This window comes from Ruegeria sp. G2 (genome assembly GCF_056533505.1).
This window is the reverse complement of record NZ_JBQFON010000003.1, coordinates 60,339-84,609: the sequence shown is the minus strand read 5'-3', so window position 1 is coordinate 84,609 and position 24,271 is coordinate 60,339. Positions and strand designations below refer to the sequence as shown.

The 24,271-nt window shown below is 52.0% G+C and carries 20 protein-coding genes and 1 pseudogene; 10 read left to right on the top strand and 11 right to left on the bottom strand.

Annotation, left to right across the window (positions count from 1 at the left end; genetic code table 11):
* From ACR0DU_RS07440 to ACR0DU_RS07430, 3 genes are all read left to right on the top strand, one after another.
* Positions 1-1,137: a DUF4147 domain-containing protein gene (locus tag ACR0DU_RS07440; protein ID WP_480873389.1), complete on the top strand. Its 1,137-nt coding sequence runs from the start codon at positions 1-3 to the stop codon at positions 1,135-1,137.
* Positions 1,138-1,568: 431 nt separating this feature from the next.
* Positions 1,569-2,135 carry a hemerythrin domain-containing protein gene (locus ACR0DU_RS07435; RefSeq protein ID WP_170780673.1) on the top strand — a complete coding sequence of 189 codons (567 nt, stop codon included), beginning with the start codon at positions 1,569-1,571 and terminating at the stop codon, positions 2,133-2,135.
* Positions 2,136-2,145: 10 nt separating this feature from the next.
* Positions 2,146-3,165 (top strand): glutathione S-transferase C-terminal domain-containing protein, encoded by a 1,020-nt coding sequence (locus tag ACR0DU_RS07430; RefSeq protein WP_480873387.1) that lies wholly within the window; start codon positions 2,146-2,148, stop codon positions 3,163-3,165.
* A gap of 184 nt (positions 3,166-3,349) precedes the next feature.
* On the opposite strand, the gene ACR0DU_RS07425 is transcribed toward ACR0DU_RS07430, so the two are convergent.
* The 5 genes from ACR0DU_RS07425 to ACR0DU_RS07405 all read right to left on the bottom strand — a co-directional run bounded on the left by ACR0DU_RS07425 (position 3,350) and on the right by ACR0DU_RS07405 (position 7,686).
* Entirely contained in the window at positions 3,350-3,862 is a 513-nt protein-coding gene (locus tag ACR0DU_RS07425; RefSeq protein ID WP_480873385.1) for a carboxymuconolactone decarboxylase family protein, read from the bottom strand.
* A 143-nt stretch (positions 3,863-4,005) separates the two neighbouring features.
* Entirely contained in the window at positions 4,006-4,176 is a 171-nt protein-coding gene (locus ACR0DU_RS07420; protein ID WP_170780679.1) for a hypothetical protein, read from the bottom strand.
* A 600-nt stretch (positions 4,177-4,776) separates the two neighbouring features.
* Positions 4,777-6,261: a hypothetical protein gene (locus ACR0DU_RS07415; protein WP_480873383.1), complete on the bottom strand. Its 1,485-nt coding sequence runs from the start codon at positions 6,259-6,261 to the stop codon at positions 4,777-4,779.
* Positions 6,261-7,127 (bottom strand): hypothetical protein, encoded by an 867-nt coding sequence (locus ACR0DU_RS07410; RefSeq protein ID WP_480873381.1) that lies wholly within the window; start codon positions 7,125-7,127, stop codon positions 6,261-6,263. The genes ACR0DU_RS07415 and ACR0DU_RS07410 overlap by 1 nt, the downstream gene beginning before the upstream one ends.
* Positions 7,117-7,686, bottom strand: a complete 570-nt coding sequence (locus ACR0DU_RS07405) for a hypothetical protein (RefSeq protein ID WP_480873379.1) — start codon at positions 7,684-7,686, stop codon at positions 7,117-7,119. Before ACR0DU_RS07405 ends, ACR0DU_RS07410 begins: the two co-directional genes overlap by 11 nt.
* A gap of 213 nt (positions 7,687-7,899) precedes the next feature.
* On the opposite strand from ACR0DU_RS07405, the gene ACR0DU_RS07400 reads away from it, so the two are divergent.
* Positions 7,900-8,052: a hypothetical protein gene (locus ACR0DU_RS07400; protein ID WP_480873377.1), complete on the top strand. Its 153-nt coding sequence runs from the start codon at positions 7,900-7,902 to the stop codon at positions 8,050-8,052.
* 169 nt (positions 8,053-8,221) lie between these two features.
* Here the strand turns inward: ACR0DU_RS07400 and ACR0DU_RS07395 are convergent, their stop codons facing one another.
* The gene (locus tag ACR0DU_RS07395) at positions 8,222-9,448 is read right to left on the bottom strand and encodes an NADH:flavin oxidoreductase/NADH oxidase family protein (RefSeq protein WP_480873375.1); all 1,227 of its coding nucleotides are present in this window, start codon (positions 9,446-9,448) and stop codon (positions 8,222-8,224) included.
* A gap of 137 nt (positions 9,449-9,585) precedes the next feature.
* Positions 9,586-9,885, bottom strand: a complete 300-nt coding sequence (locus ACR0DU_RS07390; protein ID WP_480873373.1) for an ArsR/SmtB family transcription factor — start codon at positions 9,883-9,885, stop codon at positions 9,586-9,588.
* Between the two features lie 513 nt (positions 9,886-10,398).
* On the opposite strand from ACR0DU_RS07390, the gene ACR0DU_RS07385 reads away from it, so the two are divergent.
* Positions 10,399-12,090 (top strand): hypothetical protein, encoded by a 1,692-nt coding sequence (locus ACR0DU_RS07385; RefSeq protein ID WP_480873371.1) that lies wholly within the window; start codon positions 10,399-10,401, stop codon positions 12,088-12,090.
* Positions 12,087-13,097: a type 2 periplasmic-binding domain-containing protein gene (locus tag ACR0DU_RS07380; RefSeq protein WP_480873369.1), complete on the top strand. Its 1,011-nt coding sequence runs from the start codon at positions 12,087-12,089 to the stop codon at positions 13,095-13,097. Before ACR0DU_RS07385 ends, ACR0DU_RS07380 begins: the two co-directional genes overlap by 4 nt.
* Positions 13,098-13,735: 638 nt before the next feature.
* Here ACR0DU_RS07380 and ACR0DU_RS07375 read toward each other — a convergent pair.
* From ACR0DU_RS07375 to ACR0DU_RS07365, 3 genes are read right to left on the bottom strand one after another with little or no spacing between them, the layout of a single operon-like run.
* Positions 13,736-14,992, bottom strand: a complete 1,257-nt coding sequence (locus tag ACR0DU_RS07375) for an adenylate/guanylate cyclase domain-containing protein (protein ID WP_480873367.1) — start codon at positions 14,990-14,992, stop codon at positions 13,736-13,738.
* Positions 14,989-15,375: a response regulator gene (locus ACR0DU_RS07370; RefSeq protein ID WP_480607093.1), complete on the bottom strand. Its 387-nt coding sequence runs from the start codon at positions 15,373-15,375 to the stop codon at positions 14,989-14,991. Before ACR0DU_RS07370 ends, ACR0DU_RS07375 begins: the two co-directional genes overlap by 4 nt.
* Positions 15,372-18,956 carry a PAS-domain containing protein gene (locus ACR0DU_RS07365; protein WP_480873365.1) on the bottom strand — a complete coding sequence of 1,195 codons (3,585 nt, stop codon included), beginning with the start codon at positions 18,954-18,956 and terminating at the stop codon, positions 15,372-15,374. Before ACR0DU_RS07365 ends, ACR0DU_RS07370 begins: the two co-directional genes overlap by 4 nt.
* A 360-nt stretch (positions 18,957-19,316) precedes the next feature.
* Between ACR0DU_RS07365 and ACR0DU_RS07360 the strand changes: the two genes are divergently transcribed.
* Positions 19,317-20,201, top strand: a complete 885-nt coding sequence (locus ACR0DU_RS07360) for an alpha/beta fold hydrolase (protein WP_480873364.1) — start codon at positions 19,317-19,319, stop codon at positions 20,199-20,201.
* A gap of 495 nt (positions 20,202-20,696) precedes the next feature.
* Positions 20,697-21,047: pseudogene (locus tag ACR0DU_RS07355) on the top strand (helix-turn-helix domain-containing protein); the annotation flags it as partial.
* Here the strand turns inward: ACR0DU_RS07355 and ACR0DU_RS07350 are convergent.
* The gene (locus tag ACR0DU_RS07350; protein WP_480873766.1) at positions 21,034-21,459 is read right to left on the bottom strand and encodes an FGGY family carbohydrate kinase; all 426 of its coding nucleotides are present in this window, start codon (positions 21,457-21,459) and stop codon (positions 21,034-21,036) included. The pseudogene ACR0DU_RS07355 and the gene ACR0DU_RS07350 overlap by 14 nt on opposite strands.
* Positions 21,460-21,793: 334 nt before the next feature.
* Here ACR0DU_RS07350 and ACR0DU_RS07345 point away from each other — a divergent pair, with 334 nt between their 5' ends.
* On the top strand, positions 21,794-22,819 hold the full coding sequence (locus ACR0DU_RS07345) for a LacI family DNA-binding transcriptional regulator (protein ID WP_480873362.1): 1,026 nt from the start codon (positions 21,794-21,796) through the stop codon (positions 22,817-22,819).
* 94 nt (positions 22,820-22,913) lie between these two features.
* Complete coding sequence (locus ACR0DU_RS07340; protein WP_480873360.1) at positions 22,914-24,218, top strand: ABC transporter substrate-binding protein; 1,305 nt, start codon at positions 22,914-22,916, stop codon at positions 24,216-24,218.
* Positions 24,219-24,271 lie beyond the last annotated feature (53 nt).

The window sequence follows — 24,271 nt, the reverse complement described above, 5'->3', positions numbered from 1 at the left end:
ATGACAGACAGCCACAGAAACACACTTTTGACTCTATTTAGGGCAGCCGTGTCGTCCGTGAAGGGAGACATTTGCGTGCGTAGGCGGGCGTCAAACCCCGATCTCAAACGCCCTACACATATTGTTGCCGTTGGCAAAGCAGCCGCCGCTATGTTTGACGGTCTGCCGGGCGATTGGCGAAACACGATACCTACATATCTAGTCACCAAGACCAAGCATCTAGAGAACAGGGTTTTTACAAATAACGTCAAGACTTTCGAAACCAGTCATCCTGTACCGGATCAGTCATCTTTGAAGGCCGGCAAAGGCCTTCGGAACTTTGTGGAGAACTGCCCAGTTGGCAGCCATCTTTTGATGCTCGTTTCAGGCGGCGCATCGTCGCTTGTTGAACATCTGAGACAAGGAGTTAGCCTCACCGATCTTGTGACCCTGACAGAAGTCGCGCTGGCTGAAGGTGCTGACATCAAAGAAGTGAACAAGCGCCGAAGAGCCATCTCTGAAATCAAGGGAGGCGGCTTACTCGCAACTTTCAAAGGGCAACAAGTTGACGTACTCGCAATTTCGGATGTCGCCGGAAACAGTATTTCAGTTATCGGTTCCGGGATCGGTGCCCCGGGCGGGCGCGCCAGTTTTACCTATGAATGCAACATTGTCGCTTCGAACGCCGTGGCGCGTGATGCAGTGGAGCAAGCTGGAAAATCAGCCGGTATCTGGACGATCACCAATCAAGAAAACATGTACGCGGACGTGGCCGATGTCGCGTCGCGGATCGCGCAAGAGATTACAGATGGGCCGGAAGGTTTGTACATTTTCGGCGGAGAGCCAACTGTCGTTCTCCCCCGAAACCACGGCTCGGGCGGCCGCAATCAGGCGCTTGCACTGGAGCTGGCGCGACACTTCATGGGCCATAGAGATATCGTTGGACTGGTCGCAGGAACTGATGGAACGGACGGCGACACGTGTGCTGCTGGATCGTTTGTGGACGTCAACACATACACAAAAATGCCCGGCGCTTTGGAGGCACAAAAGAACTTCGATTCAAATAGCTACCTTTCCCGATCCGGAGACGCGCTTATCACAGGGCCAACCGGCACAAACGTAATGGACTTGGCAATTTTCCTGAAACAGAGCAGTTGAACATTGTTGTCACAGGAACGTCAGGATTATCCGTACCAGCTGGTATCCTTCCGAATGGCGGTGCCAGAAATTACGCGCGATTCTTCCATACTGGTCACATTCGCGATTGCAATCCAACACTTCCCAAGCCGGTTCGTTGCTGCCAAGCGATGGAGACGAGAACATCATGCTTTCGAGAGTGCCTGAAACTGGCTTTCAGCATTGTGGGTTGACAGCTTCGCGCCCCCAAAAACTCCCGTTTCCCGCCCGCACTTATAGCCGTCAAGGCCTGCAAGGTTCATCCAGCACGGCATCGAACCCTAAAAGCGCAAGATCACTGGTTTGAGCGGCATCGACTTCGCGGGGGTTCGTTGACGCATAGTGATTGTGCGTTTTCGCTACTGGCGGGCAGTTGTCTGACCTCCCATTTTTACCCCGAAAGGAGACAACCGATGCTCGATACACACGTCATCCGCCAAGACGACATGCCCCAAGAAATGCGGTTTCTCTTGGACCAATACCCCCGTGACAGTTGGGAAGCCCATCCAGGTTTCAGAGAAAAAACAAAGCATTGGCTCGGCGCGCATGAGATGTTCCGCCGTGTGGCGAAACTTGTCCGCCTAGATACAGAAGGGGTTTTGAGCAACGAGATGGGGTTGGACGACTACGTGGGGCGGCTGTCCTACTATGGCGGCAACCTGATTGGGAACCTGCATGGTCATCACGGCTGGGAAGATCACAGTTATTTTCCTGAGCTGTCGGCTGCGGACCCGCGTTTTGATGCGGGGCTTAAGTTGCTTGAACAGGATCACTTCGATCTGGATAAGGTGCTGAGTGACTTCACCCGCACGGCGAACCGTGTGATCAAGCTATCCGCACTTGATGAGGCGCAAGCTTACGATGAAGCCGGACAGCTCCATGCGACAAGCAACACGATTGAAGCGTTCCTGAAACGGCATCTCAGCGATGAAGAAGAATTGGCCGTGCCAATCATCTTGCATCACCGGCTCAGAGGATGATGCTGACGTCATGACCAACACGTCTACCGAAGAAGACCAAACTGATATCAACAAGCGCCGTGCACGGGGTGAATTCGTGCGCGGTGTTAGCGGCTTTCGCCACGCTATTGGCGATCCAGTGTTTCCGGCAGAACCTGATCGCTATCACCTGTTCGTAGCATTGAATTGCCCGTGGTGTCACAGGGTCACGCTGGCGCGAAATGTGTTGAGCCTTCAAAAAAGCATCACGATGGACGTTGCATTTCCAAACCGCACCAGCGACGACGATCCAGAGGCGCCAAACCTTTGGGAGTTTGCACCTGATCGGATTGCATCGCTCACAGGTGAGACTTTGCCAGAATGCACGAGTGAGACCGGCACTGGCAAAGGACTGCGCCTTGCCAAAGAGATCTATCGTGCTGAAGGCTCTGAAGAGCAATCCCTTCCAATCCTGTATGACAAGATACAAGGATGCATTGTTAACAACGAAAGCGCTGAAATTATCCGAATGCTGGACGCCTCAGCGGAATCTCTTGGCAGCACAATCCCGGCAGCTGAACACGTTAGGCTTTACCCGGACCAAGTGCCGCGTCACCAAATTCACGACCTGAACGAACGGATATATACAGCGATTAACAATGGTGCCTACAAGGCCGGGTTTTCGTCTGATCAAACGATCTATGAAACAGCTTTTGACGCCTATTTTGAGACACTCGAATATTTGGAGGAGCATCTCTCAGATGGCAGGCCCTATTTGACAGGCAACCACTTTTCAGAAGTAGATCTTCGCTTGTTCCCAACTCTCTATCGTCACGATCCCGTCTACTATGTGCGAATGAAGCTTAATGGTGCGAGAATCCTAGATTACCCATACTTGTGGCGGTGGTTGTGCCGAGTATACGCGTTGCCCGGAATTGCCGAGGCAGGGTCTCTTGTACACTGCCGCCAGGGTTACTTCGGACGCAGTTGGAATAGCGTAGTGCCCAATGGGCCATTCAAGCCAATGTCATACCCAGAGGCCTATCGCCACCCTGAACTCGCGGCGCTATAGGCCTCGCCGAGGTGTATTCGAAAGTCCCGATTCCAAAACCAAACGTTACTATTTTGGAATACGGACGCGCGTTTTCTCCGCACCAGGGAAACTGCAAAGTTCAGTTGTGAATGTCCGGTTTGGGGCTGCCCCCAGCCGATCATGATCACCGCAGAGAATGCCAGCATTGAGCCCAAAGGGACTATTAGTTTCTGATCTCATCCGCCATCGAAGCATAAGAATTTTCTAGGCCGTCGACTGTAGGATACGGACGCATCGGCCCGTCAGGTGTATTGATTCCTGACGCAAGGACGATGGTGTTAATGAAGTCAAATATACCGCAGACTTCGACAACTTCGTATAGTGCGCCTTCTCGCCATCCCGCCTGCCGGGCCATTTCAAACGCTGACACAATCTCATTGCGGTCTCTGCCACGCAGGCATCGAACATAGTTTAAAAGCGGTTGGATGCGCCTGTTAGTGCCTTCTATCGGACCTGAGAATACTTCTGAAAATACAGAGTGATAGAACACACAATATTGGGTCGCGTTTAGCTTTGAAACGTATGCCGCGATTGCTTCCCGTTCCCCTCGCGAAAGCTCGCCCTCAGCACACATGATGTCATCAAGCAAACGGAGGAGGAGCTCAGAGTTTCGAGGGAACATCTTGAGCACATCAGAGAGGCCACTTTCTGCAGGCAGGCCATCAAAAATCGCCATGTCGTGTTTACCCCGCTCAAAACTTGACAACGGTGAAACGCGATCTGCCGTTGGCTCAAAACATCCTAGCGCCGGACATAGTCTATGTCAGCTTTGTCCGCATCTTTCTAGTTCGCAGACATCGCGGCGAAGGTCCGCAAACGCTATGTTGGTATGGTTCGCTTTGCAGGTTCACCTGTCTTGAGCACCGCATTCAGGATGACGATGATCTTGCCCATCACAGCAGTGATCGCGGCCCTTACGGATTGCGTCCGCCGAGGAGATTCAAGGTCCAAAACCGCTTTCAGGAAGTAGCTATTCCAGCTCGTTGCCATGTTCGACGTCAGCCCAGTGCTTGTTCACCGGCAGTTTCGCAGCTCGACTCTGAACCTCCGCAAGCTGAACCGGGCGGAATCAGACAATGCCCAGAGGTGATATGGGGCCGATAAAGATTTATGACCGGCCGGTCGATATTGGTGCCGACCTTCGCAACCGGTTCGGCACCAAGCTCGTCTTCGGGCTTTTGATTTGCTTCGGTGAGCTGCTTTGGCTTGGAACGCAGCCAATCAGGGAGTGAAAACAATGAACAAGACTTGGTTTTAGGACGCTTAGTCTAATATTGATACTGCGGGCATCGTCCTTCAAGACATCAACGGAAGAAACATTCGCTTTCCTGAAACTGTGGAAAATGCGCATCGGTCTTGCGGCAGAAAGCTGAGTTTTGTCCCGCGTAGCGGGCGTTAGTGACACCTTGCTACAAAGTCGGCTCAGCGGGACGTTTCGGTCGTTCGATTTGAAACTGCCAACGGCGGCTTAACCGCGCAAAACAGGTCTTCATTTAGCGCACAGTCTTCGCAAGCGCAGCAAGGTTAACCAAGCTACGGACGGCTCTTAGAAGTCAATCGTCGTGGAGACAAAGAGCGCATGCAGCCAATTCACGCATAGACTAAATCCCGTGTAGCGCCGATCATTTCTTCTGTGCTCTTAGCGAAGGCAAACTGCGGCAGGTTAGAATGCAGCCATTTCAGCGCCTTGTCGGCCAGTGGGTTATGCCAGTCCTCGATTTCCTCCTTGAGCACGCTTGATACACCACCCGAAAACATCCAGCCCCCTCCGGATCGTTTCAAATCGGGCTCACCGACGACCAGGAATGCAGCCAAGAAAAGTAGATCGAAACGCGCTTGGCGTATTTCATGCGATTGGCTCGCGAACACTTCGTCAGTCGTTGCGCAACACACGGATATAAAGTTGAACAGCGTTGCACGCTGACGGCCAACACTGCCAAAACTGATGCCTCTCGAAATCGACATTGGCAACGGCAATGCGTTCAAACAAGAGACGCCCATCTGTGGCGTTGTTGGGCGAGCGTATGCATTGCTCCATGCGGAGACGGGCTCGTCATAATAGCGCCTGTGGAAATAGTAAGAAAAAGCATCTTCAATATCGCCAAAATGCGCAAACCTGTAACCATACTGCCAGAATAAATAGCCGGATTTTGGCCCAAGCCAATGCAATAACGCTCTCTCCACCGGATCAAGGTGGTCTCCGTGAAAAACATCCATCCAATGCCTAGGATGTCGCCAGTAGTCGGAAAGCGGGATTGGAAGCCGACGTGAAAGATTCGTTAGAAAAGTTTGGGTTTCCTCAGCAGCGCGGTCAACCACTTGCCATGAGAAATTGCGATCCACTAATATAAACTCGTGCAAGCGTAGGTACTCAAGCAGTTCGGCAAGAGCAGACATCGAAAGCCACCAATGCCTCCAACTCTTGGCGTCGGCCGTTGTCGTGGGTGCGCGGTACAAGAGGTCGAGCCACAAAAGGCTCACCGCTCGGACCAACCTTTCGGATGGCGTGACCGGGTGCCCACCACCGCCGCCCGTGCTGAAGTTCGAGTAGCTGAGACCAGATGGTCCCGGCTTGCCACGTTCACTGTTCCCAATAAATTCGTCAAATTTGGATAGCCTGCTCAGCAACTCCCCAGCCTGTTCAGCCACGGAGGCTCCACTTTCCGAACGGGACCTGGAACCTTCGTATTCGGAGTCAATTTGATACAGGCCGAATGGTCCTTCACCTTCCGGTCCGCCTTCTTCAGGTGGTTCCGGCGGCCCTTCGTCATCAGGTCCTGCATCTCCACCACCACTGAGGTAGGCTCGACGGACAAAGTCTACGATGGTTGCCAAAGAAGGAAACGGCACCTCTCCCTCCTCGTCATACAAGCCGCCTTGGAACGTGCCGCGAGTGCCACTCAACCCAATTGCTGCACCGGACACGGCTTCCGGCTCGAAGCTTGGGGGCGACATATAGTATGATTGCTGAAATACTTCCAAGTCTTTTGCTTTTGCTAATACCCCCGAGCGGAAAGAGACGAAGGCCCTGCCTGATCGTGCATCCAAGGCGTCTATGTACCAATGCACGTCCATCACTTGATCCTCCCAGAGGTCGTCGACACCACAACGTCAACCCCGTTGGCATCTAGTGCTTGGATTGCCTGACGACGCTGCGCCACGAACAAAAGCTCTGCAGCCGTCGCAGGAGGTCCAAGTGTCTGTTTTCCTTCGATATGACTCATGGCTGCAGCTTCAGCGTTCGATATTCTCGCGGTCTCAAGGTCCGCGTTAGAGAAATTGCCCTCTTTCAGAACCTCGACATAGTCTTCGTCGTCGAGCAACTCCGCCGCGATCTGCCCGGAAGTCATCCGTCGGGTTTTACCCGAATAGGGAAAGACAGTTTTTGTCGCGGCGATATCAGCTAGCTCGCCCCAGCGACCAGAAATTTCGAGGGCTTTCTCCGCAAGTTTGTCAGGCTCGCTTTGCAGGTCATTGGAAAACGGTTGGCGTACGAGGTCGTATGAGTTTCTATCTAGAACTACGGTCGAGGCCGGAATAGCCTCGCCTTTCAAAACCATGCAAATGTCGCCGTAAAACCGAATGCCCGCACCGGACAAAGATGCGGCACCAAAATACACGTTGCTCGCGTCTGACACAGGGAGAGCGTCGTCAACTAGTTCACGCATCTTTGGTGTATCGCCTTGCCGATCCTGTCCTATGCGATAGCGACCTAAGTCATATCCGTTCTTGTAGCCGTTTTTCACGAAATCGGGAACGTGCACACTTGCAATGTTCACTACCATGCGAGCACCCGAGGATGGGTCAGGGTTAGCTGCGTCTGGCCCATACCCGTAGCAGGATCTCTTGACAGCCTCGACATTGGCCTCGGCAAAAGACTTTTCTTCGCCGCTCAGTTGACCTAACAGATCGTTTAGCTTTTGTTTCCAGTCAGTTGGCATCGGGACAATCTCCATTAATCAATGCGACGGCGCAGGGGGGCTCTTGAGCCGGACGCGCCTTGATGTTTTCGGACGTGAAGTAGCCGATCAAACCTGCTCCAACTAGGAAACCAGCAAACTGAAAGAGACGGGCTATGCGCCTAAGAGAAGTCACTATAGAACGGTAGCGTTCTCCTTCCTTCTTTTTCCCCTTGAGATTGTAGTCTCGATAAGAAAGGTAGAATTTTTCCCATCCGTAGAGATTTCCCATCCCCCCTGCCATGGATATGGCCAGCGCGTACCAACCTGTTTCCAAATTCGAAATGTCGACGTTTGGGAATGTCGCTGGCTGGAAGGCCACACTGAAAGCGAACAATCCTGCTGCGAGTGCCAAAAGAAGCTTACTGAGTTCAATCCGGTAAGTGTTTCCTAGCGCAATGTCTCTGTGTACTTCTTCGTGTGTCGGCACTCGATACTGTTGCGGGTTGCGTTCTTCGTGCTCAGAGGCATCTGCTTTCTTTTTGTCGTCGGGAGGTGAAGGTTCCGGATCGGGTACCGTCGGGGTAATTTTTTCAGACATTGTCAAAATCTATGCGTTTTGTAGGGAATCGCTGCGCCATTGTAGCTTACCACAAGTGTCGGTAGTTTAGTTCTTTGGCTGTGTTCGTCCGTGCAATAATTGTCTTGGCTAGATCCGCTGGGGTGTCGTTGGTGCAATCCGCCGCGAACGGTTCGGGGTTGGGATTTTTAGTCATCGATGCGCTACCCGGGTACCGGTTGAAGGCGGCAAAGAATGCTGCACGCACCGCGAATGGCGACAATGTCGGCAAATTACCAATTCGTCCCGACTGCAGCCTTCGACAAAATGGGCTCTTCTGACACATTCGTCGCGATGTGCACCAAGGGCAGCTCTCGTATGGATCGACTTTCGCCGCTCGTCACATGAACAGGTAAAACGCGGACAGAAATAGCTTTCGTCGCGGTTTCACCAATGTCCGCTTGCTACGCGACTTGGCTGCATTTTGGATGCCAGAGTACTCCATAATGAGGCCGCCACGTAAAGCGGCGGCCTTCTACATGGTGACTGTTCACCATCTCGGATCTGCACTCAAACTTCACCGACTTTTCGCAGCAACCCATCGTTGGGTAATGTTTTCGATCTCTGTTTGATACTGCTGATGCCCCTCTACGACTGATTGCTCCAAATCAGCGTGGCCCTCTTTGCCGACGCGCGCGATCTGCGTGCAGAACCAGCCGAGCACCGCACCACGGGGAAGGTCTTCGGCAGGCGGGAAGCTCTCTTCGATAGCTGGGGCGCGTTCGATTTCTCCTGAAAGCAATCTGGCGGCAAAACCCGGCTCGGTGATGAAGGGCCGTCCGATACCAATGAGGTCGGTCTTGCCGGTCTCTATCGCATCATTCATGACACTCACCGATCTGAAACCGCCGGTGACCATCAGGGGGATGCTCAGCGCCTCCTTGATCGCGGCCGCATATTCCAAGAAATAGGCCTCACGAATTTCCGTCGAACCGCTCTTTTTCGCATGGGTATAGGCTTTGGGTGCTTCGAAGTTGCCGCCAGAGATTTCGATGAAATCGACGCCTTCTTTCTCCAGCATGACCGCAACCTTAACGGATTCCTCGTGATCGAAACCACCTTTCTGGAAATCGGATGTGTTCAGTTTAACCGCGACGATAAAGCCCGGATTCACCGCCGCACGAACAGCTCGCACGACTTCCAGCACCAGCCGCGCACGGTTTTCGAGCGATTCCCCACCCCAACGGTCGGTGCGTGTATTTATCCGGGGCGACAATGACGAACTCAGTAGATAGCCATGCGCAGAATGAATTTCGACCCCATCAAATCCAACGTCCTGCGCAATTTTTGCTGAATTGATGTACTTCTGAATTAAACCGGGGATCTGCTCTTCTGTCAGCGGATCGGGCTTGCCATAGCCCGGTAGATCAAGCCTGACGTCCGATATTGAAGTCGGATTAGGGTTTACGCGTTCTGGCGTTTGCCGCCCGGCGTGTGAAAGTTGGGCCAGCATCTTTGCTCCACCTGCTTTTCCAGCCTGAACGAGAGCCGAAACCTTTGCCAGATCCGAATCCGGGTCGAGAACGAAATTACCGGCATGCTCAAGATGCAACCGGTCGACAGGGGTATTCCCCGTGACGAGTATGCCCGCGCCGCCTTTTCCCCATTGTGCAAACAGATCAATATGCGCTTGAGACGGGTTGTTGTTTTCGTCTCCAAGAGCCTCCGACATGGCGGACTTCACGATCCTGTTTCTGATCGTTGTGCCGTTCGGCAACCTGAGTTCTGTGTTGATATTATTCATGGCAACTTTCCTTGTGTTTCGATCATTGAAGTTTGATGGATCGCTTTCTCAGCTCTATATTTTGGATATCTCGATATCTCGATATATATGGACACACCTTCGACTTTCGTGGATGACGGCCAAGGCAATCATCGTGACTAGATTTCCTTTCCAAACTTAGTCAGGAATTGTTGGATGGCTTCCTCGTTGCGGCGATAGAATGTCCACTGCCCATGCCGTTCCGACACGACGAACCCTGCATCTTTCAGGTGGTTCATGTAAGTAGAAATGGTGGATTGTGAGAGACGCGCCTTCTCTTGGATATATCCTACACACACGCCTTCCAGGTCCGCATGTTCTGGCAATGGTGGTGGAAAATTTGAGCGATCCTTGAGCCAAGCCAAGATGTTACGGCGAACCGGGTTACTAAGTGCAGAAATGGCTTTATCAATGTCCATATATCGAGATATCCCGATATACAATGTTTTGTCAAGCCCACTCAACTCGCTATGCAACCAATAGACCAGCCGTTCGCTCAAAGCGCAGCATCTGTCGAAATGGGCTCTCTCGTTGAATCCGCCGCGCAATAAACGAACGGCTGCTTCACCGAAAATCTGCTTAAAGGGGGATTTAGCACTCAGCCGCACTCGACCCCAAACAGGATGACTAACATCTGATGTCTCAAGGGAATCCCCGGCGATTCTCGTCCAAGACGAAACGCTTTAAACGCAATCTTGAAGAGATGGAAAAAAAGAAAAAACTGTGATATAATTGAAACCATTGTCAATTGAATTTGAGGTGTGGAAACAATGACTGCACGGATTGTTTTATCTCTTTTGCTGGTCATCATTGCCTTGTGCGTGCCGCTTATTACGGTACCAGAGACCGCATATGCCGCAGCATGCGATCCCCAATATGAAAACTGCCCATAGCCCTCAGGCGCAGCAATAGAACCGCTTGGTGTTCACAGCATGAACCACGACTTATATTACTACCTGATCGTCGTGCTAGGTCTGGTAATGATATGGCAGCACGCACAGTTGCAATTTCAGCAACCCATTAAGGTAGATTCACATCGCCGATACGAGATTTTGAATGACCTCGACATCGTAACCTTGGCCTCGAAAGACACGCTGAAATTAGGACGATCCATCTACATCTCCACATATATTTTAATTTACTTACTTGCGTTATTTTTCTGGGACAACATCTCCGATCTACTCGAAACCGAGCGCGCCCGAACAGAAGATGGCGCTTTGGGTACACCGGAATTTCTAAAGTCACTGGTCCCTGACGAGCGGGCTGGGCGTCCACTCGCCGTAGCCGCAACCCTAATGAGCCTTCTTGCCGTTGGAGGGCAACTTTCAAAGTATGAAGAACCTGTTCGGAGATTTGCACATAGACGTGCTGGAATACCGCGTGGCATCTATCGAGTAGCGCGCTTACTAAACACTTCAAATTTTCGTGCCACGAAAGGTAGTTTACCTTGTCCTGGTATGGATCGCTTCAAAACGAGGGTCCGCGAGTTAAAAGAAGAGGGTTGTGACCTAGACAGAAACACTGTGGCTCTTATTTCTTCTCAGTTGAAACGTATCGATTTGATATCTCCGGCAGTAATCGGCCCTCAGTTTGATCACGCGTTCAACTTCTCGGAAATCGACCAATTGACGCCCCGGATTGAGAAACTTCGTGAAGAAGTTAGACAAATCGATGATTCAGTTAAAAAAATAGATAAAGAACATTGTAGCGTATCTGAACTCCGCGCGTTATCTGACGAAATACTGAAGCAAGAAAACAATTTAGTCGCAATGTTCGCAGTACTGTATTTGAATACAAGAAGCTTTACACTGCAGAACATCCCCTCACCAACAAGAGATGTGATAAAAGAAATTAGCGTTAGGCAAAAAACTTTTGAACTATCTTCCATCGCCTGGGCTGCAATGATTACCATCACAGTCAGTGCGTTTTTTTATCTTGCAGCGCAACGTCTATCAATCTCGTATCGTGACAACGACTTTTCGAATTTCTTTAACTCCAGCGGGATGCAATTTGCCGCCAAGTGGTCCATCAGATCACTCATAGAACACTCCATTTTAATTATATCAGTAGCCGTTGTTTCAGTTCTTCGCAGGCAAGAAAAACTAGATGAAGACAGTTGGGACATGGATTTTTCAATAAACCAACCTCCAATAGGGCAGTATTTGTCAAACGCTATTGCGCCATCCATGGTCGGGATTCTATTGTTGATATTCGTAATACAGATAAACGGACTCTTGACACAGCACTCTAGTGGATCTGAGTTTGTAACAGTTGAAAAGATTCTAAGAACGACAACGCTAAACTATATATATTTTATCGGCTCATTTATCGCCTCTATAATAATTTCAGTTGGCGTATACTTCATGTCGGACTTGCATGATCGCCTAAGCATGGAGAAAACAACCCGCATATCTCTCATCGCTGGCGGTTTATACTTTCTTGTGATTCTGTTCATGTTTGAAACTTTCCATAATTTTAACCAGAGGTTGGCTATTACCGACACCATGAAGATGTCTATGTTTGGGATATTATTCTTGTTTCTCTACGCTAGATTTATTGAAATTTATGAAGATCCCGAAAGTGGTGAAAAGGAGACGGATGAAGAAGACGGGAAATTGAAATGAACGTGAAACTTTTGCATCTCCTGTGTATTTTACTTTTCTCAATCTCTTCTTTTAAAAGCAGTGAAACATCTGCTGAGACGCTATCAGTGGGGGTTCGTGTTGATGCTGCGCCCTTCTCGTTTAGAAAGGAATTTGGGCCTCTTTTGCAACCTAAGGGTCGTGGTCCTTTGCGATCTTCGGGTTTCGACGGCTACGTAGTTAATCTTTGCGATGCAGCGTTAGTCCAAGTAATGGAGAGATTTCCTGATATGGAGATTGAAGTTATTGAAGTAAACCCCGTTACTAGGTTTGAATACTTCGGAGAGAATTCCGACAAATCTATTGATCTGTTGTGCGGCGCTACAACCGTTACACCTGAACGCACGGACCCTGGAATATATAGCAAAAATGGCTTACTTGCCTCGATGCCAATTTATTTGTCTGGTTCTTCGTTTGTACAACTACCGACATCCCATTGGCCCAACGATATATGTCAGCCCGCGATAAGCTTACTCGGGATTGTGGGTGAAACAACCACCGAAGCTTCGGGTGTAAGCCAAATAGTGTCATCGGGTGCGTTTGGAAAACACAGTGAAATCATTGAAGAAGCTCTAAAAACACCGAATGAAATCCCACTAAACGAAACCTGCCCTACACTTGCGGTATACCGGAGCTTGAGTCACATGGAATTGGCGAAAATGTTCTGTGATGGCAATCTAATCTATTATGCAGGAGATAGAGAAATAATTCGAGTGAACATTGAGACCGTGAGGAGAAGCCGTGAATTACCATGCCCGTCCGACTTATCGCCCGAAACATTCACGGACGAGAGATATATAGTGCTAAGCCGAGTGCCATCTGAGACTGGAGTGGTATCTAACTACATTATTCACTTCAATCAGGTACTCGCAAGTAGAATATTAAACCACAATGCGCTGCAAAGCAGCTTCAAAAGATCATTTAATACAAATGCGACTGTTAAGTTAAAATCCTTATTTTGGGCGTTGACACTTCAGGTTCCGCAATAGTTTTTTACTCCATTGCTTCGTTTCTTAGTCTTCAATTTGTCTGAGCGCCCATGGGGCTTTCACCGCAAAGGCTACCCGTAACAAAGAGTTCTTTATGTTCCATAACATAGCTTTAAGCGCACTGAAAATCCAGTGCACTAGCAAACTGTCGAGGATCACAGAGACCGCGAAACCAGTTCAGCCTGTACAGTTTCCAGCGTTGCAAAGGCATTGCGGTGCTCCGCGCTATCGGCATCCGATGCGGCCAGAGCATTGAAGGTTTGCCGCGGTGTGATTGATGCCGATCAGACGAGACCTGGCTATAATCTGAGAATTCAGCGAAGCAAGCACGTCAATGCGCGGATTCTTCTTTGGAACGTCCGATTGGATCACGTAGCCTTCTTCGCGAAGCGTGTCCGCTTCAGCACCAAAGTCAGCGATCAACATCGAAATTTGCGCCAAATGGACCAGGTCGGAAGGTGTCCAATCGTTGTAGGCACGCTGTTCCTGCAGCTTTTCAAATGTGTAATCGCAGTTCTTGCCGCCGAAATAGGCAACCCTTTGGTTATTGTAGGGTCGGGGTCGACCGGCTCACGGCGAGTGTTGGGCAGCCTTATCATGGTTGTTTAGCGGCAATGACGTTGGGACAGGTCTGGCGATCAACCCACTGCTTCAATGTCTGCACCAGTTTCGCCGGCCAGCAATCGACCAAGGTGAAACAAGATCAAGGGGTCGTCTTCGCACTCGGCCAAAAGCGCCGCAAAGGATTGGCGCGCTTTGGGGTCACTCGCCTCTAGCAGCTCATACGCCGCCTTGTAATCTCTCACTTGATCGGTGTCGACAAGCGCCTCTGACAAGGGTTCATAGCAGGTCACCGCTTGCGTTTTGCCTTTCAGCAAGAGTCTTCCAATTGGTCGGCCAGAGAAGTTGTCGATCCCCTTGGCAACACTTTCCGAAGTGCAGATGCGCGTCCCTATCGTCTTGTTGGCCTGTTCCAGCCTTGCCGCAGTGTTCACAGCATCGCCATACGCTGTATAGTCGAAATAGCTCTTGCCGCCGAAATTGCCAATGATCGCATCGCCGCTGTTCACACCTATGCGCGTGTCTCCCAACGCGATGCCGCGATCCAGTAGTTTCTTCTGAAAACCTTGGGCAAATTCGTCGAGCGCCAAGGCACAGGCCACCGCGTGCGCGGCATGTTCCGGGTCGTCAACTGGCGCACCGAATATTACTTGGATGGCGTCGCCTATGATTTTCATGACTGTTCCGCCGTGCGAAAAGATTGTTCGGGTCATGCCATCTAGGTATTCGTTGAGAATTTCGACGATCAGGTCGGAATCCGAGCTTTCTACCAGCTGAGTGAAATCGGCCAGATCAGTAAATAGAAAGGTTGCTACGCGGCGCTCGCCCTTGGCCTCTATTGCCTCTGGATCACGCGACAACGTCTCAACCACCGTAGGAGAGAAATACCGTGACAGCGTCAATCTCGCTTGCTCAGCTTTATCACGGGCCGTACGCAATTGGCGGAGCAACTCAAGGTGTTCCAGCGTCTTGTCAATGGTCCGGTCGAGATCTTCGAACTCGATCGGTTTGGTCACGAAATCAAAAGCCCCGCGGTTCATAGCCGCGCGGATATTGTTCATGTCGCCGTAGGCGGAAACCATAACAGTTTGCAGATCAGTTTCCATCTCGCTCAACCGGTCAAGCAAAGTGAGACCATCCATCCTGGGCATGTTTATGTCGGAAAGGACGATATCTATTTTAGGGTTCTCTTCGAGAACTTCGAGGGCGTGTTTGCCGTCATGAGCAAACAATAGATCGAGTTCCCCTTCGCGTACGCGACGCCGAAACTTTTGCGAAATCAACGCTTCAAGGTCGGGCTCGTCATCGACAACAAGAATGCGAGGCGGCGTCACGTCGTATCTCCGACAAATTGTGAGAGCCGCTCTTTCAGTTCAACAAAATCAACGGGCTTGGTCAGGAACTGTTCCGCTCCCAGTTCCCGGACTTTCGCCTCGGTCGCTGCATCACCATAGGCGGTGATCATCATAACCGGTAATTCAGGCCAGCGAGCGCGCAGCTCCTGCAAAAGCTCGATTCCTGACATCCCGGGCATGTTGATGTCCGAAAGCACCAACATCACTTCTTCTTTCGAATGACTTATTGCGTCCAAGGCCGACTCGCCAGACCCGGCAAACCCAAAACTGTAGACTCCTTTTCGTATCTCCCGCCGAAAATTTTGTTGAATCAGGTCTTGTGCGTCGGGTTCGTCATCTACCATCAGAATTTGTCCTGTCATGCTAGGTCCCCCTGAGAATGAACCGGGACCGAAACGTCAAAAATCGTGTGATCCCCTGGCTTACTGTCCACAGTCAATGTTCCACCATGCTGCTTGACGATGGTATCATAGCTCAACGAAAGGCCGAGCCCTGTGCCTTCACCCGCGGGTTTTGTGGTGTAAAACGGTAGAAAAATTTTCTCCCTCATTTCTTCTGGAATGCCCGTACCATTATCGCGAATAGTGACGTTGACGCGGTCACCATTGGCTCGCGTCGATAGCCAGATCGTCGGTGAAAAGTCACCTTCTTCCGCGTCTTTACGTTTGTTGGCCGCATACATGCCGTTGCTGATGAGATTAAGAAAAACACGCATCAAATCCTGCGGATAGCAATCGATTTGGCCAACGTCGGGATCAATGTCGGCTCGTATTTCGATATTGAAACTGGAATCCTCCGCCCGAGCACCGTGATAGGCAAGGTTCAGCGCTTCTTCTGCTATCGGGTTTAGTGCAACACGTTGCAACTCGCTTGGCCCCTCGCGGGAATGCAGAAGCATGTTTTTAACGATGCTGTCAGCACGTTGACCGTGTTGGTTTATCTTGCCCAAGTTGCCGCGTACTGTCTGCCATAGGTCCTTAGCTTCCTCGCGATCCTCTTCCTCCAGAGCAGCGATCGGGTCTTCTAATATCTCGTGTAATTCTTCCATCAACTCGCCAGACAATTTGGCAAAGTTGTTGACGAAATTCAGCGGGTTCTTGATCTCGTGGGCAATGCCGGCAGTAAGTTGGCCTAGGCTGGCCATCTTCTCGGACTGGATGAGCCGTTCTTGGGCTTGCCGCAGATCGTTGAGGGCTTGTTCAGCCGCATCACGCGCGTTGGAAATCTCCGCTTCACGCCGTTTTAGTTCGGTGATATCGAAATACGTCAGCATGCGACCGCCATCCGGCAGGTCCACGCATTGGAAACTCAACGTCATGCCATCAGCCCGACACAACTCGCCCGGTGGCATGTTTCCTGCCCGTATTGCCTCGACCCGCATGGACAGCCAGTCATCCCAGTCTTTCGGCGCGACATCATAGACTCCTGTGCCCTTGTTGTACTCTATCAGCTCCTGCATAGTTGGGCGCTGGTCGATGAATTTCTGATCGATGTTCCAAATTCGCGCAAATGCCCGATTTATTATACGCGCACGTAAATCCGGTCCCATGAACAGGATTCCATAGTCGACGTGATCGATGACCGCATTAAATTCTGCCAGTGCCGTTTTCAGAGCTTCGTCAGCGAGTTTGCGGTCCGTAATGTCAGTGTAAGTTGCAACTAGGCCGCCACCTTGGATAGGGTTGCCGATAATCTCAATCACCGTACCATCAGGACGAATACGCTCAAACTTGTGCGGTAAGAATTTTGCGGCCAGTTCCACCCGCTCGCGCACTTGGGTGTCAATGTCGCCCGGCCCATATTCCCCTCGTTCAGCATTGAACCGAAATGCCTCTTCCATTGTGAATCCGGGGCGAAAGCGTTGGCGAGGAAACTCCATGAGGTCGAGAAATTTCGAATTCAACGCAATTGTGCGCAGCTCTTTATCCACCAGCGTAATCCCCTGGCCCATGTTCTCCATTGTTAACTCGAGGATCGCTGATTGTTGTTCGATCTCCAGCTGTTTGGTCTTCAGTTCGGTAATGTCGGTATAGATCGAGACGATGCCACCATCCGAAGTGCGGTGATCCGTAATCTGCAGCCAGTACCCGGCCACTAGCTGTTCGCGTGGTTCGCCCGAGGCTTTCATGCGCTTTTCGGCAATTCTCTCAAGATACCCTTCTACTTCTCCTTCGGAAAGTGGAAATAGGCCGCGCTTGATGCCGGCACCGATGATCTCTTCGAATTTCACGCCGGGTACGACCTTGTCGGCGAGTTCGCTCATGTAGGTGCGGTAGCGCTCATTACATACAGCTAGCCGATCCTCGGCATCCCACAATGCAAAACCAGACGAAATCGCTTCAATTGCGTCTTCAAACCGCTGCCGTGCGGCCTGCGCATCTGCCTCCCTGCGTTTGAATTCGGTTATGTCGTTGTAAACCATGATGCGGCCACCATCAGGCAGGCGACGTTCGTTGAGCATGATCCACACACCGTTGCCCAACTCTAGTTCCCAGTTCGCCTTTGGCTTCTCCCAAGCGATGCGGCGGGCAGCGATCCAACCGTCAACGCCGTCTGGATGTTCGGTAAACATCCCAAGCTCATAGCCGTTGCGGATCATGTCGAAGAATTCGCGGCCCTCATAGATTAGGTTGCTCAAATCGGCGCCGCCAGCGGCGTCGCTGAAGATCTGGACGTAGCGGTCGTTGAATAACTCGACGCGATTTTCAGGTCCCACCAAAAGCAAACCATCGGCGATCGTTTCAATTGCTCCGAGTAGCCGACCTTCAATTCGGGCAATTCGTTCCCGTGCATCCCGGATTTCAGTTATGTCGCGCACGGCACCGACAAGCCGGACGACCCGGCCTTCGGCGTTTCGCACACCAACGCCTCGGTCGTGAACCCAACGGTAACCGCCATCACGCGCCCTCTGCCGGTAGTCACATTCAACAGCATCAGTCTCGCCCTTGAAATGGTTAACGATTGCCTTGACATAAGCGTCGTAATCATCCGGGTGGATCTGCTCGGCCCATCGTGCCGAAGACGAATTGGCCTCGTCCAAACTGAGTAGATCGTTCAGGTCAGCAGAGACAAACAGAACATCATTGGTCACGTCCCAATCATAAATTCCATCGCTGGTAGCTTGAGTGACCAACTGGTATCGTTCCTCACTTGCGGCAAGGGCTGCATCCCGTTCAATCTTGGGTGTAATGTCCCGAATTGCGGCCACCATACGCGTCGCGTAGCCGTTAGTGTCGCGAATCGAGGTGCCGTGATCCGATACCCAGCGCCACTTTCCGCTAGCTACTTTGAGTCGGTACTCACATTCCCATCGTTTCTTCTCGCCGGATATATGCGCCTCCAACTCTGACAAGTAAGAGGGCAAATCGTCGGGATGAATAATGTCTTGCCATACCCACGTTCTCTCTCCCTTAGGACCGGTCTCAAGCCCTAGAAAAGTCTCAAGTCGTGGGGACGCATAAAACTGGTCGTCGGTAATATGCCAATCGTAGATTGCCTCTTCCGCAGCGTCTGAAACAAGCGCGTAGCGCTCCTCACTTTCTCGCAATGCTCTCTCTGCTTTTCGTTCGGCGGTGCGGTCCTGATAGGTGACCATCGTTCCTCCAGAGGCCGTTCTGCGATAGCTGATCGCTAGAACCTGCCCGTCTGCCATCTCATGCTCGAGCGCGCGCTCACCAGAGGCACCAATCTCGTTCATTCGATCGGCCACTAGCCGATCAGTGTTGCCCGCGCCAAAATCTCCGCGTTCGGCATTGAAATGCAGCAAATCTTCTAGACTAACACCACGGCGGCAGAGCTCTTGTGGGTAGCGTCGCATCTCGCGAAATGCGGGGTTGCAGTAAACCAATTGGAGTGCGTCATCGAATATGCCGACACCAACATCCAGAAGCGCAATACCTTCTTCGTACCTGTCTGCTTGGCTTTTCTGGTCAGCGCCATTCATATCCAGTTCCCCCCCGTGGAGAAGAATGACTGAGTCAAAGAGTTTAGTCAAAAAACCAACCGTAAAAGCTTGGTTTTAGTGAACACGAGCTCTTGTAGAAAGTTCTTGCAATTCAAAGGGTGACGTAGCTTACCGCTCCAGAGCTTACCAAGCCGACAAACCCGTTCCACCAGCCTTTAGGTCACGTGCGTTAGTTACGGCATCCCCGTAAGGTCCGCTTTGTCCCGCACAGCGTTCATTGAGGCAATACGCAGCGAAGGTTTGCTCTGAGCCCAAAGCTGAACCGAACTCAGGAGCGCCCCGACACAATATTAGAAGCCGAATTTGCTTGGCTACATGGTATGATCTAGGCTTTGAAGAATGAGCCAAAACCTGATTGACGTTGATTTAGCCGGAATGCCAGCGCCACATCCGATGGATGTCAAGGGAACCGATTTCCCGCTTGTCGTAGCAGGGAACGGTGAACCGATACTTTTTGTGCATGGCGCATGGGCCGATCACCGCATCTGGTGTGGTCTTTGGAAACCTATTTCCCGGCACGCGAAATTCTTGGCCTACACTCAACGTCATTTTGGCAATTGGAACTGGCCTGATGAGAAGCCGTACGCGCGGCGTATCCACACGGAAGACCTGATCAACCTACTGGAAGTCCTCGAGTACCCGGTGCATCTCGCCGGTTGGTCCTACGCCGGTGGTATTCTCTTGCGCGCCGCCGCAACCAGTCCCAACAAAGTCCTCTCTTTGAACATCTTCGAACCTTCGTATGAGTGCGAGCCGCCAACAGAGAAAGGCCCGCTAAAGGAAGCGCGCGAGGTTGCGTGGAAGGGCTTGGAGCCCGCCTATGCTCTCGCCGAAGATGGCGATCTCAAAGCGGGCATGCGTTCCGGTCTTGAAGCGGTCTACAGCATGCCATCCGGCGGTTTTTTTGACTTACACCCAGATTTCCAAAAGGTTCACTTAGATAACTGTCATACAATGTTGCCGGATCTTCATGCTGAGCAGGCCAAGCCTTTGTCTGCAAAGGAGTTCGCTCAGATTACGTGCCCAACATTGATTATGTTAGGAGAAAACTCGCTCGATCAGTATCGACTTATGGCCGAGCACACGGGCGCGAGCATTGACACAGCAAAGTTGCAGGTGGTCGACGGTGTCAGCCACGGCGCGCCTGTCACACGCCCGGACTTACTGGCAGAAGCAATAACACAATTCGTTTTGAACATTCCGACTGGCACGATCGGTGATTGAATAGTTCGACTGAGTTAATGTCCGCTTTGTCCGCTTCGCGGTTGTTCAGATGCACTGCCGCGAACGTCTGCTTCGAGTTTAGAGCTGACTTCGGCGAAGTCCGCGGCATCGGTCGTCAATTGCGGATCAAAGGCATTCTCTTCAGCTGCAAAGCCAACTGATCAATTGAGTGAAAGCTGACACTTGATTTGCCGGAGATCCATGTTCAGCTCTGTCCCGGAATGACAGAAACCATGCTTTCAATCCTCCACGGAGGGTGTCCAAATACTCCGTATTAGAAATTGGCCCTCAATAAGAATAAACTGAGCGCTAGTGCCGATCTCCACCCTGGGCAAGGGCTCAAGTTAGGGTGATGAACGGCCTCGATGCCATGCTGGTTCAACAGTCCGGTTCGTCCGAATGTGAGAAATTGGTGCGCGCGGCAGCGAAGGTGAAGTTTGCGTCCGGCGACAATTTTCCATCGGTAGAACCAGACAGAATGGATTTACCTAAGTGTACCCCGCCTCAAAGAAGCTTGAGATCATCCGCACGGTCGAGGCACCGCACCTGCCAACCCGGCAAACCCTGAAGATGCTCGGCATCCCCAGCAGCACATACTACGACTGGTATGCCCGCTGGAGCGACGGTGGTGTCGATGCCCTGGCTGATCGTTCGCCACGGCCCAAGTCAGTGTGGAACCGCATCCCGGACAAGGTATGCGAGGATGTTGTCGATTTTGCCCTTGAGCATGAAGACCTGACGCCGCGCGAACTGGCGGTCAAATACACCGACGAGAAGCGGTACTTCGTCTCGGAAGCATCCGTTTATCGCATTCTCAGCGCCGAGGATTTGATCACGGCACCGGCCCAACGAAACTGTGGCCGTCAAACACTTGCGGCGGCCATTCGAGCGCCACACCAGTGGCTTCCGCGATCCCGTTATGCCATTTGCGCGATGCCTGATCGAGCCACATTGTTGCCGCGGCATCGGACGTATCAGTTGCCAGCTCACCATGCAGGCGTAGACCGATGTACTCCTTGGGTAGCAGGATATGGGCAAGCTGAGCATAGTGACTGGGTTCATACCGTTTCAGCCATGCGATTTTGGGGGCAGTAATACCGGGCAACGGAAGGACACCCGCGATATGACCAATCTGCGGCAGCGCTACACGCAGTTCATCGCATTCGATTGCGGCCCTGCTGTCATTCCACAGGATTGCCAGGCGGATTGGGCGCAGCGTACGATCCAGCAAAACGGCCCCGTGCATCTGTCCGGACAAACCGATGGCCTTCGTCTCTGACAGTGGGATTTGCTCTGCAAGCTGCTTCAACGCGTCACGCGTCTCCTGCTACCAAAGGTCTGGGTGCTGCTCTGACCAACCGGGTTGTGGCGAGGACGTCTCGATCCCTGCAGAATATGTCGCAAGAATACGATCAGTATCCGCGCAGAAAATTTTGACCGCCGACGCACCGATATCAATCCCGAGATACATTTTTACCCGTCGACCTGCACAAACGTCCGGAACTTGTCTGACTCTTGATTTTTTATCGCGCGTAAAGAATATGTAAAAATAGGATAAGATAAAGACGGCTATGATCCGCAGGCAGACTGGCATGACCAAGATTAAGAATATGGAAGAGTTCGCGGCCCTCAGCGGCATCTCGCGGCCCACGGTATCCAAATACTTCCACGATCCCGACAGCGTTCGCCCAACGACAAGGGCGCGTATCGAAGAGGCGCTCGAACGGTTTGACTATCGCCCGAATATCTATGCTGTAAACCAGAACCGGAAGCTGACCAAGAATATCGGCATCGTCGTGCCCTATCTGGCCGATCCGTTCTTTGCCGAAATCGCGCGCTATCTGGAGCAAAGCTCTATTGCGGCAGGCTATCGCCCTTCTCTCTTTAGCGCCCACGGAGAACAAAAGCTGGAAAACGAAATTCTGGATGGGCTGCAATCCATGAAGCCCGCCGGGGTTTTGTTGGCACCCCTGGGCCGGATTTCAGACCGATCGGCGATTGAGAAGTTCTGCGCCAACGTACCGACTGTTCTGTTTGACAGTAACCTTGATGGGCTGGGTGCCGCGTTTATCGGATCCGACAATTTCAGCTTTGTGTCTCAGACCGTTGAATACATGACCCGGACAGGCGAGCCTCCATCATTCTTTGAAATGCGCACACCTGCGAACCCAAATGCCAACAAACGAAGGAACGCTTATGTCGCCATGATGGAGCGCCTCGGGTTCGAGCCGCATATCATCAAAGTCGACGGGAAAGGATGGGCTTTCGAAGAGATTGGGCACAGAGGCGCGCTGAAAGTTCTTGAAGAGCGTGAATTGAGAACGAACTCCGTTCTGTGCAGCAATGACCGGCTGGCTATTGGCTTTCTTGCGGCCTGCTATGAACAGGGGATTCGGGTCGGTCGGAAGGAGGGCTGCACGCTGCGCGTGGCCTCAAATGACGATCATCCGTTCGCAAAGTTTACCTGCCCTTCTCTGACGACAGCCGCACATGACTACGACAACGTAGCCAGCCGAAGCGTCGAAACTTTATTCGAACTTATTGAAAACGGTGGGAAATTTGAATCACGAACGGAGACACTTTTCCCCGCTCGACTTGTTTTAAGGGACTCTGCGTAAATCATAACTTTAACGCGCGTAAAGTTTTTATTGACTGCGCGATAACTTTCACTCTACGCTCCCTGCACGACATCCAAGCTCAGGGAGGACAGGGATGTATCTGAAACACGCACTTCGTGCGGCGACTGCATTGACATTCGTCGCCACGGCAGCAGCCCACGCGCAATCCATCACCATAGCGACCGTGAACAACGGCGATATGATCCGGATGCAGGGCTATACCGACAAATTCACCGAGGCGACCGGCATTGACGTCGAATGGGTGACGTTAGAAGAAAACGTGCTGCGTCAGCGCGTAACTACCGACATCACCACCAAGGGCGGTACGTTCGACATCATGACCATCGGCATGTACGAAACGCCGATCTGGGGCGCGAATGGCTGGCTGGTGCCGCTGGATGGTTTGTCTGCTGAATATGATGTGGACGACATCTTGCCTGCCATGCGCAACGGGCTCAGCAATGACGGCACGCTCTATGCCGCCCCGTTCTATGGCGAAAGCTCGATGGTAATGTATCGCACCGACCTGATGGAAAAGGCCGGGCTTGAGATGCCCGACGCGCCTACATGGCAGTTCATCCGCGAAGCCGCTGCGGCGATGACTGACCGGGACAACGACATCAACGGTATCTGCCTACGCGGTAAAGCTGGTTGGGGCGAAGGTGGTGCCTTCATCACAGTGACCGGGAATTCCTTTGGTGCCCGTTGGTTCGATGAAGATTGGAAACCTCAGTTCGATCAGCCTCAGTGGAAAGAGGCTCTGACCTTCTTTGTCGATATGATGAACGAGTCGGGTCCTGCAGGGTATGCAACCAACGGCTTCAACGAAAACCTGTCACTATTCCAACAGGGCAAGTGCGGAATGTGGATCGACGCCACTGTTGCAGCGTCCTTCGTGACGAACCCGGACGACTCGACCGTGGCAGATCAGGTTGGCTTTGCACTGGCACCGAACTCAGAAGGTGTCGACAAGCGCGCCAATTGGCTCTGGGCATGGGCACTGGCCATCCCTGCGGGCACGCAGCAAGAAGATGCAGCCAAGCAGTTCATCGAATGGGCCACTTCCAAGGATTACATCGAACTGGTGGCCGAGAACGAAGGCTGGGCCAATGTGCCTCCGGGTGCGCGCACCTCGCTGTATGAGAACGCAGAATACCAGAAGGTTCCGTTCGCCAAGATGACACTGGATTCGATCCTTGCAGCCGACCCGGATAACTGCTGCGCGCAACCGACGCCCTATGTTGGCATCCAGTTCGTCGCCATCCCGGAATTTGCAGGCATCGCTACGCAGGTAAGCCAGGAGTTCTCGGCAGTATATGCCGGACAGCAATCAGTGGATGAAGCGCTGGCCAAAGCGCAGGCCTTCACCGCAGAAGAAATGGAAGCCGCAGGTTACTGAGGCATCCCTACCCGCAGGGGGCAGAGGTCTGCCCCCCGCTCCGCCCTTCCACA

What these genes read in the sequence shown, in the direction of transcription:
- ACR0DU_RS07440 (WP_480873389.1), top strand. Translation starts at nt 1, where the DNA reads ATGACAGACAGCCACAGAAACACACTTTTGACTCTATTTAGGGCAGCC.
- ACR0DU_RS07435 (WP_170780673.1), top strand. Translation starts at nt 1,569, where the DNA reads ATGCTCGATACACACGTCATCCGCCAAGACGACATGCCCCAAGAAATG.
- ACR0DU_RS07430 (WP_480873387.1), top strand. Translation starts at nt 2,146, where the DNA reads ATGACCAACACGTCTACCGAAGAAGACCAAACTGATATCAACAAGCGC.
- ACR0DU_RS07425 (WP_480873385.1), bottom strand. Translation starts at nt 3,862, where the DNA reads ATGGCGATTTTTGATGGCCTGCCTGCAGAAAGTGGCCTCTCTGATGTG.
- ACR0DU_RS07420 (WP_170780679.1), bottom strand. Translation starts at nt 4,176, where the DNA reads ATGGCAACGAGCTGGAATAGCTACTTCCTGAAAGCGGTTTTGGACCTT.
- ACR0DU_RS07415 (WP_480873383.1), bottom strand. Translation starts at nt 6,261, where the DNA reads ATGGACGTGCATTGGTACATAGACGCCTTGGATGCACGATCAGGCAGG.
- ACR0DU_RS07410 (WP_480873381.1), bottom strand. Translation starts at nt 7,127, where the DNA reads ATGCCAACTGACTGGAAACAAAAGCTAAACGATCTGTTAGGTCAACTG.
- ACR0DU_RS07405 (WP_480873379.1), bottom strand. Translation starts at nt 7,686, where the DNA reads ATGTCTGAAAAAATTACCCCGACGGTACCCGATCCGGAACCTTCACCT.
- ACR0DU_RS07400 (WP_480873377.1), top strand. Translation starts at nt 7,900, where the DNA reads ATGCTGCACGCACCGCGAATGGCGACAATGTCGGCAAATTACCAATTC.
- ACR0DU_RS07395 (WP_480873375.1), bottom strand. Translation starts at nt 9,448, where the DNA reads ATGAATAATATCAACACAGAACTCAGGTTGCCGAACGGCACAACGATC.
- ACR0DU_RS07390 (WP_480873373.1), bottom strand. Translation starts at nt 9,885, where the DNA reads ATGGACATTGATAAAGCCATTTCTGCACTTAGTAACCCGGTTCGCCGT.
- ACR0DU_RS07385 (WP_480873371.1), top strand. Translation starts at nt 10,399, where the DNA reads ATGAACCACGACTTATATTACTACCTGATCGTCGTGCTAGGTCTGGTA.
- ACR0DU_RS07380 (WP_480873369.1), top strand. Translation starts at nt 12,087, where the DNA reads ATGAACGTGAAACTTTTGCATCTCCTGTGTATTTTACTTTTCTCAATC.
- ACR0DU_RS07370 (WP_480607093.1), bottom strand. Translation starts at nt 15,375, where the DNA reads ATGACAGGACAAATTCTGATGGTAGATGACGAACCCGACGCACAAGAC.
- ACR0DU_RS07365 (WP_480873365.1), bottom strand. Translation starts at nt 18,956, where the DNA reads ATGAATGGCGCTGACCAGAAAAGCCAAGCAGACAGGTACGAAGAAGGT.
- ACR0DU_RS07360 (WP_480873364.1), top strand. Translation starts at nt 19,317, where the DNA reads ATGAGCCAAAACCTGATTGACGTTGATTTAGCCGGAATGCCAGCGCCA.
- ACR0DU_RS07345 (WP_480873362.1), top strand. Translation starts at nt 21,794, where the DNA reads ATGACCAAGATTAAGAATATGGAAGAGTTCGCGGCCCTCAGCGGCATC.
- ACR0DU_RS07340 (WP_480873360.1), top strand. Translation starts at nt 22,914, where the DNA reads ATGTATCTGAAACACGCACTTCGTGCGGCGACTGCATTGACATTCGTC.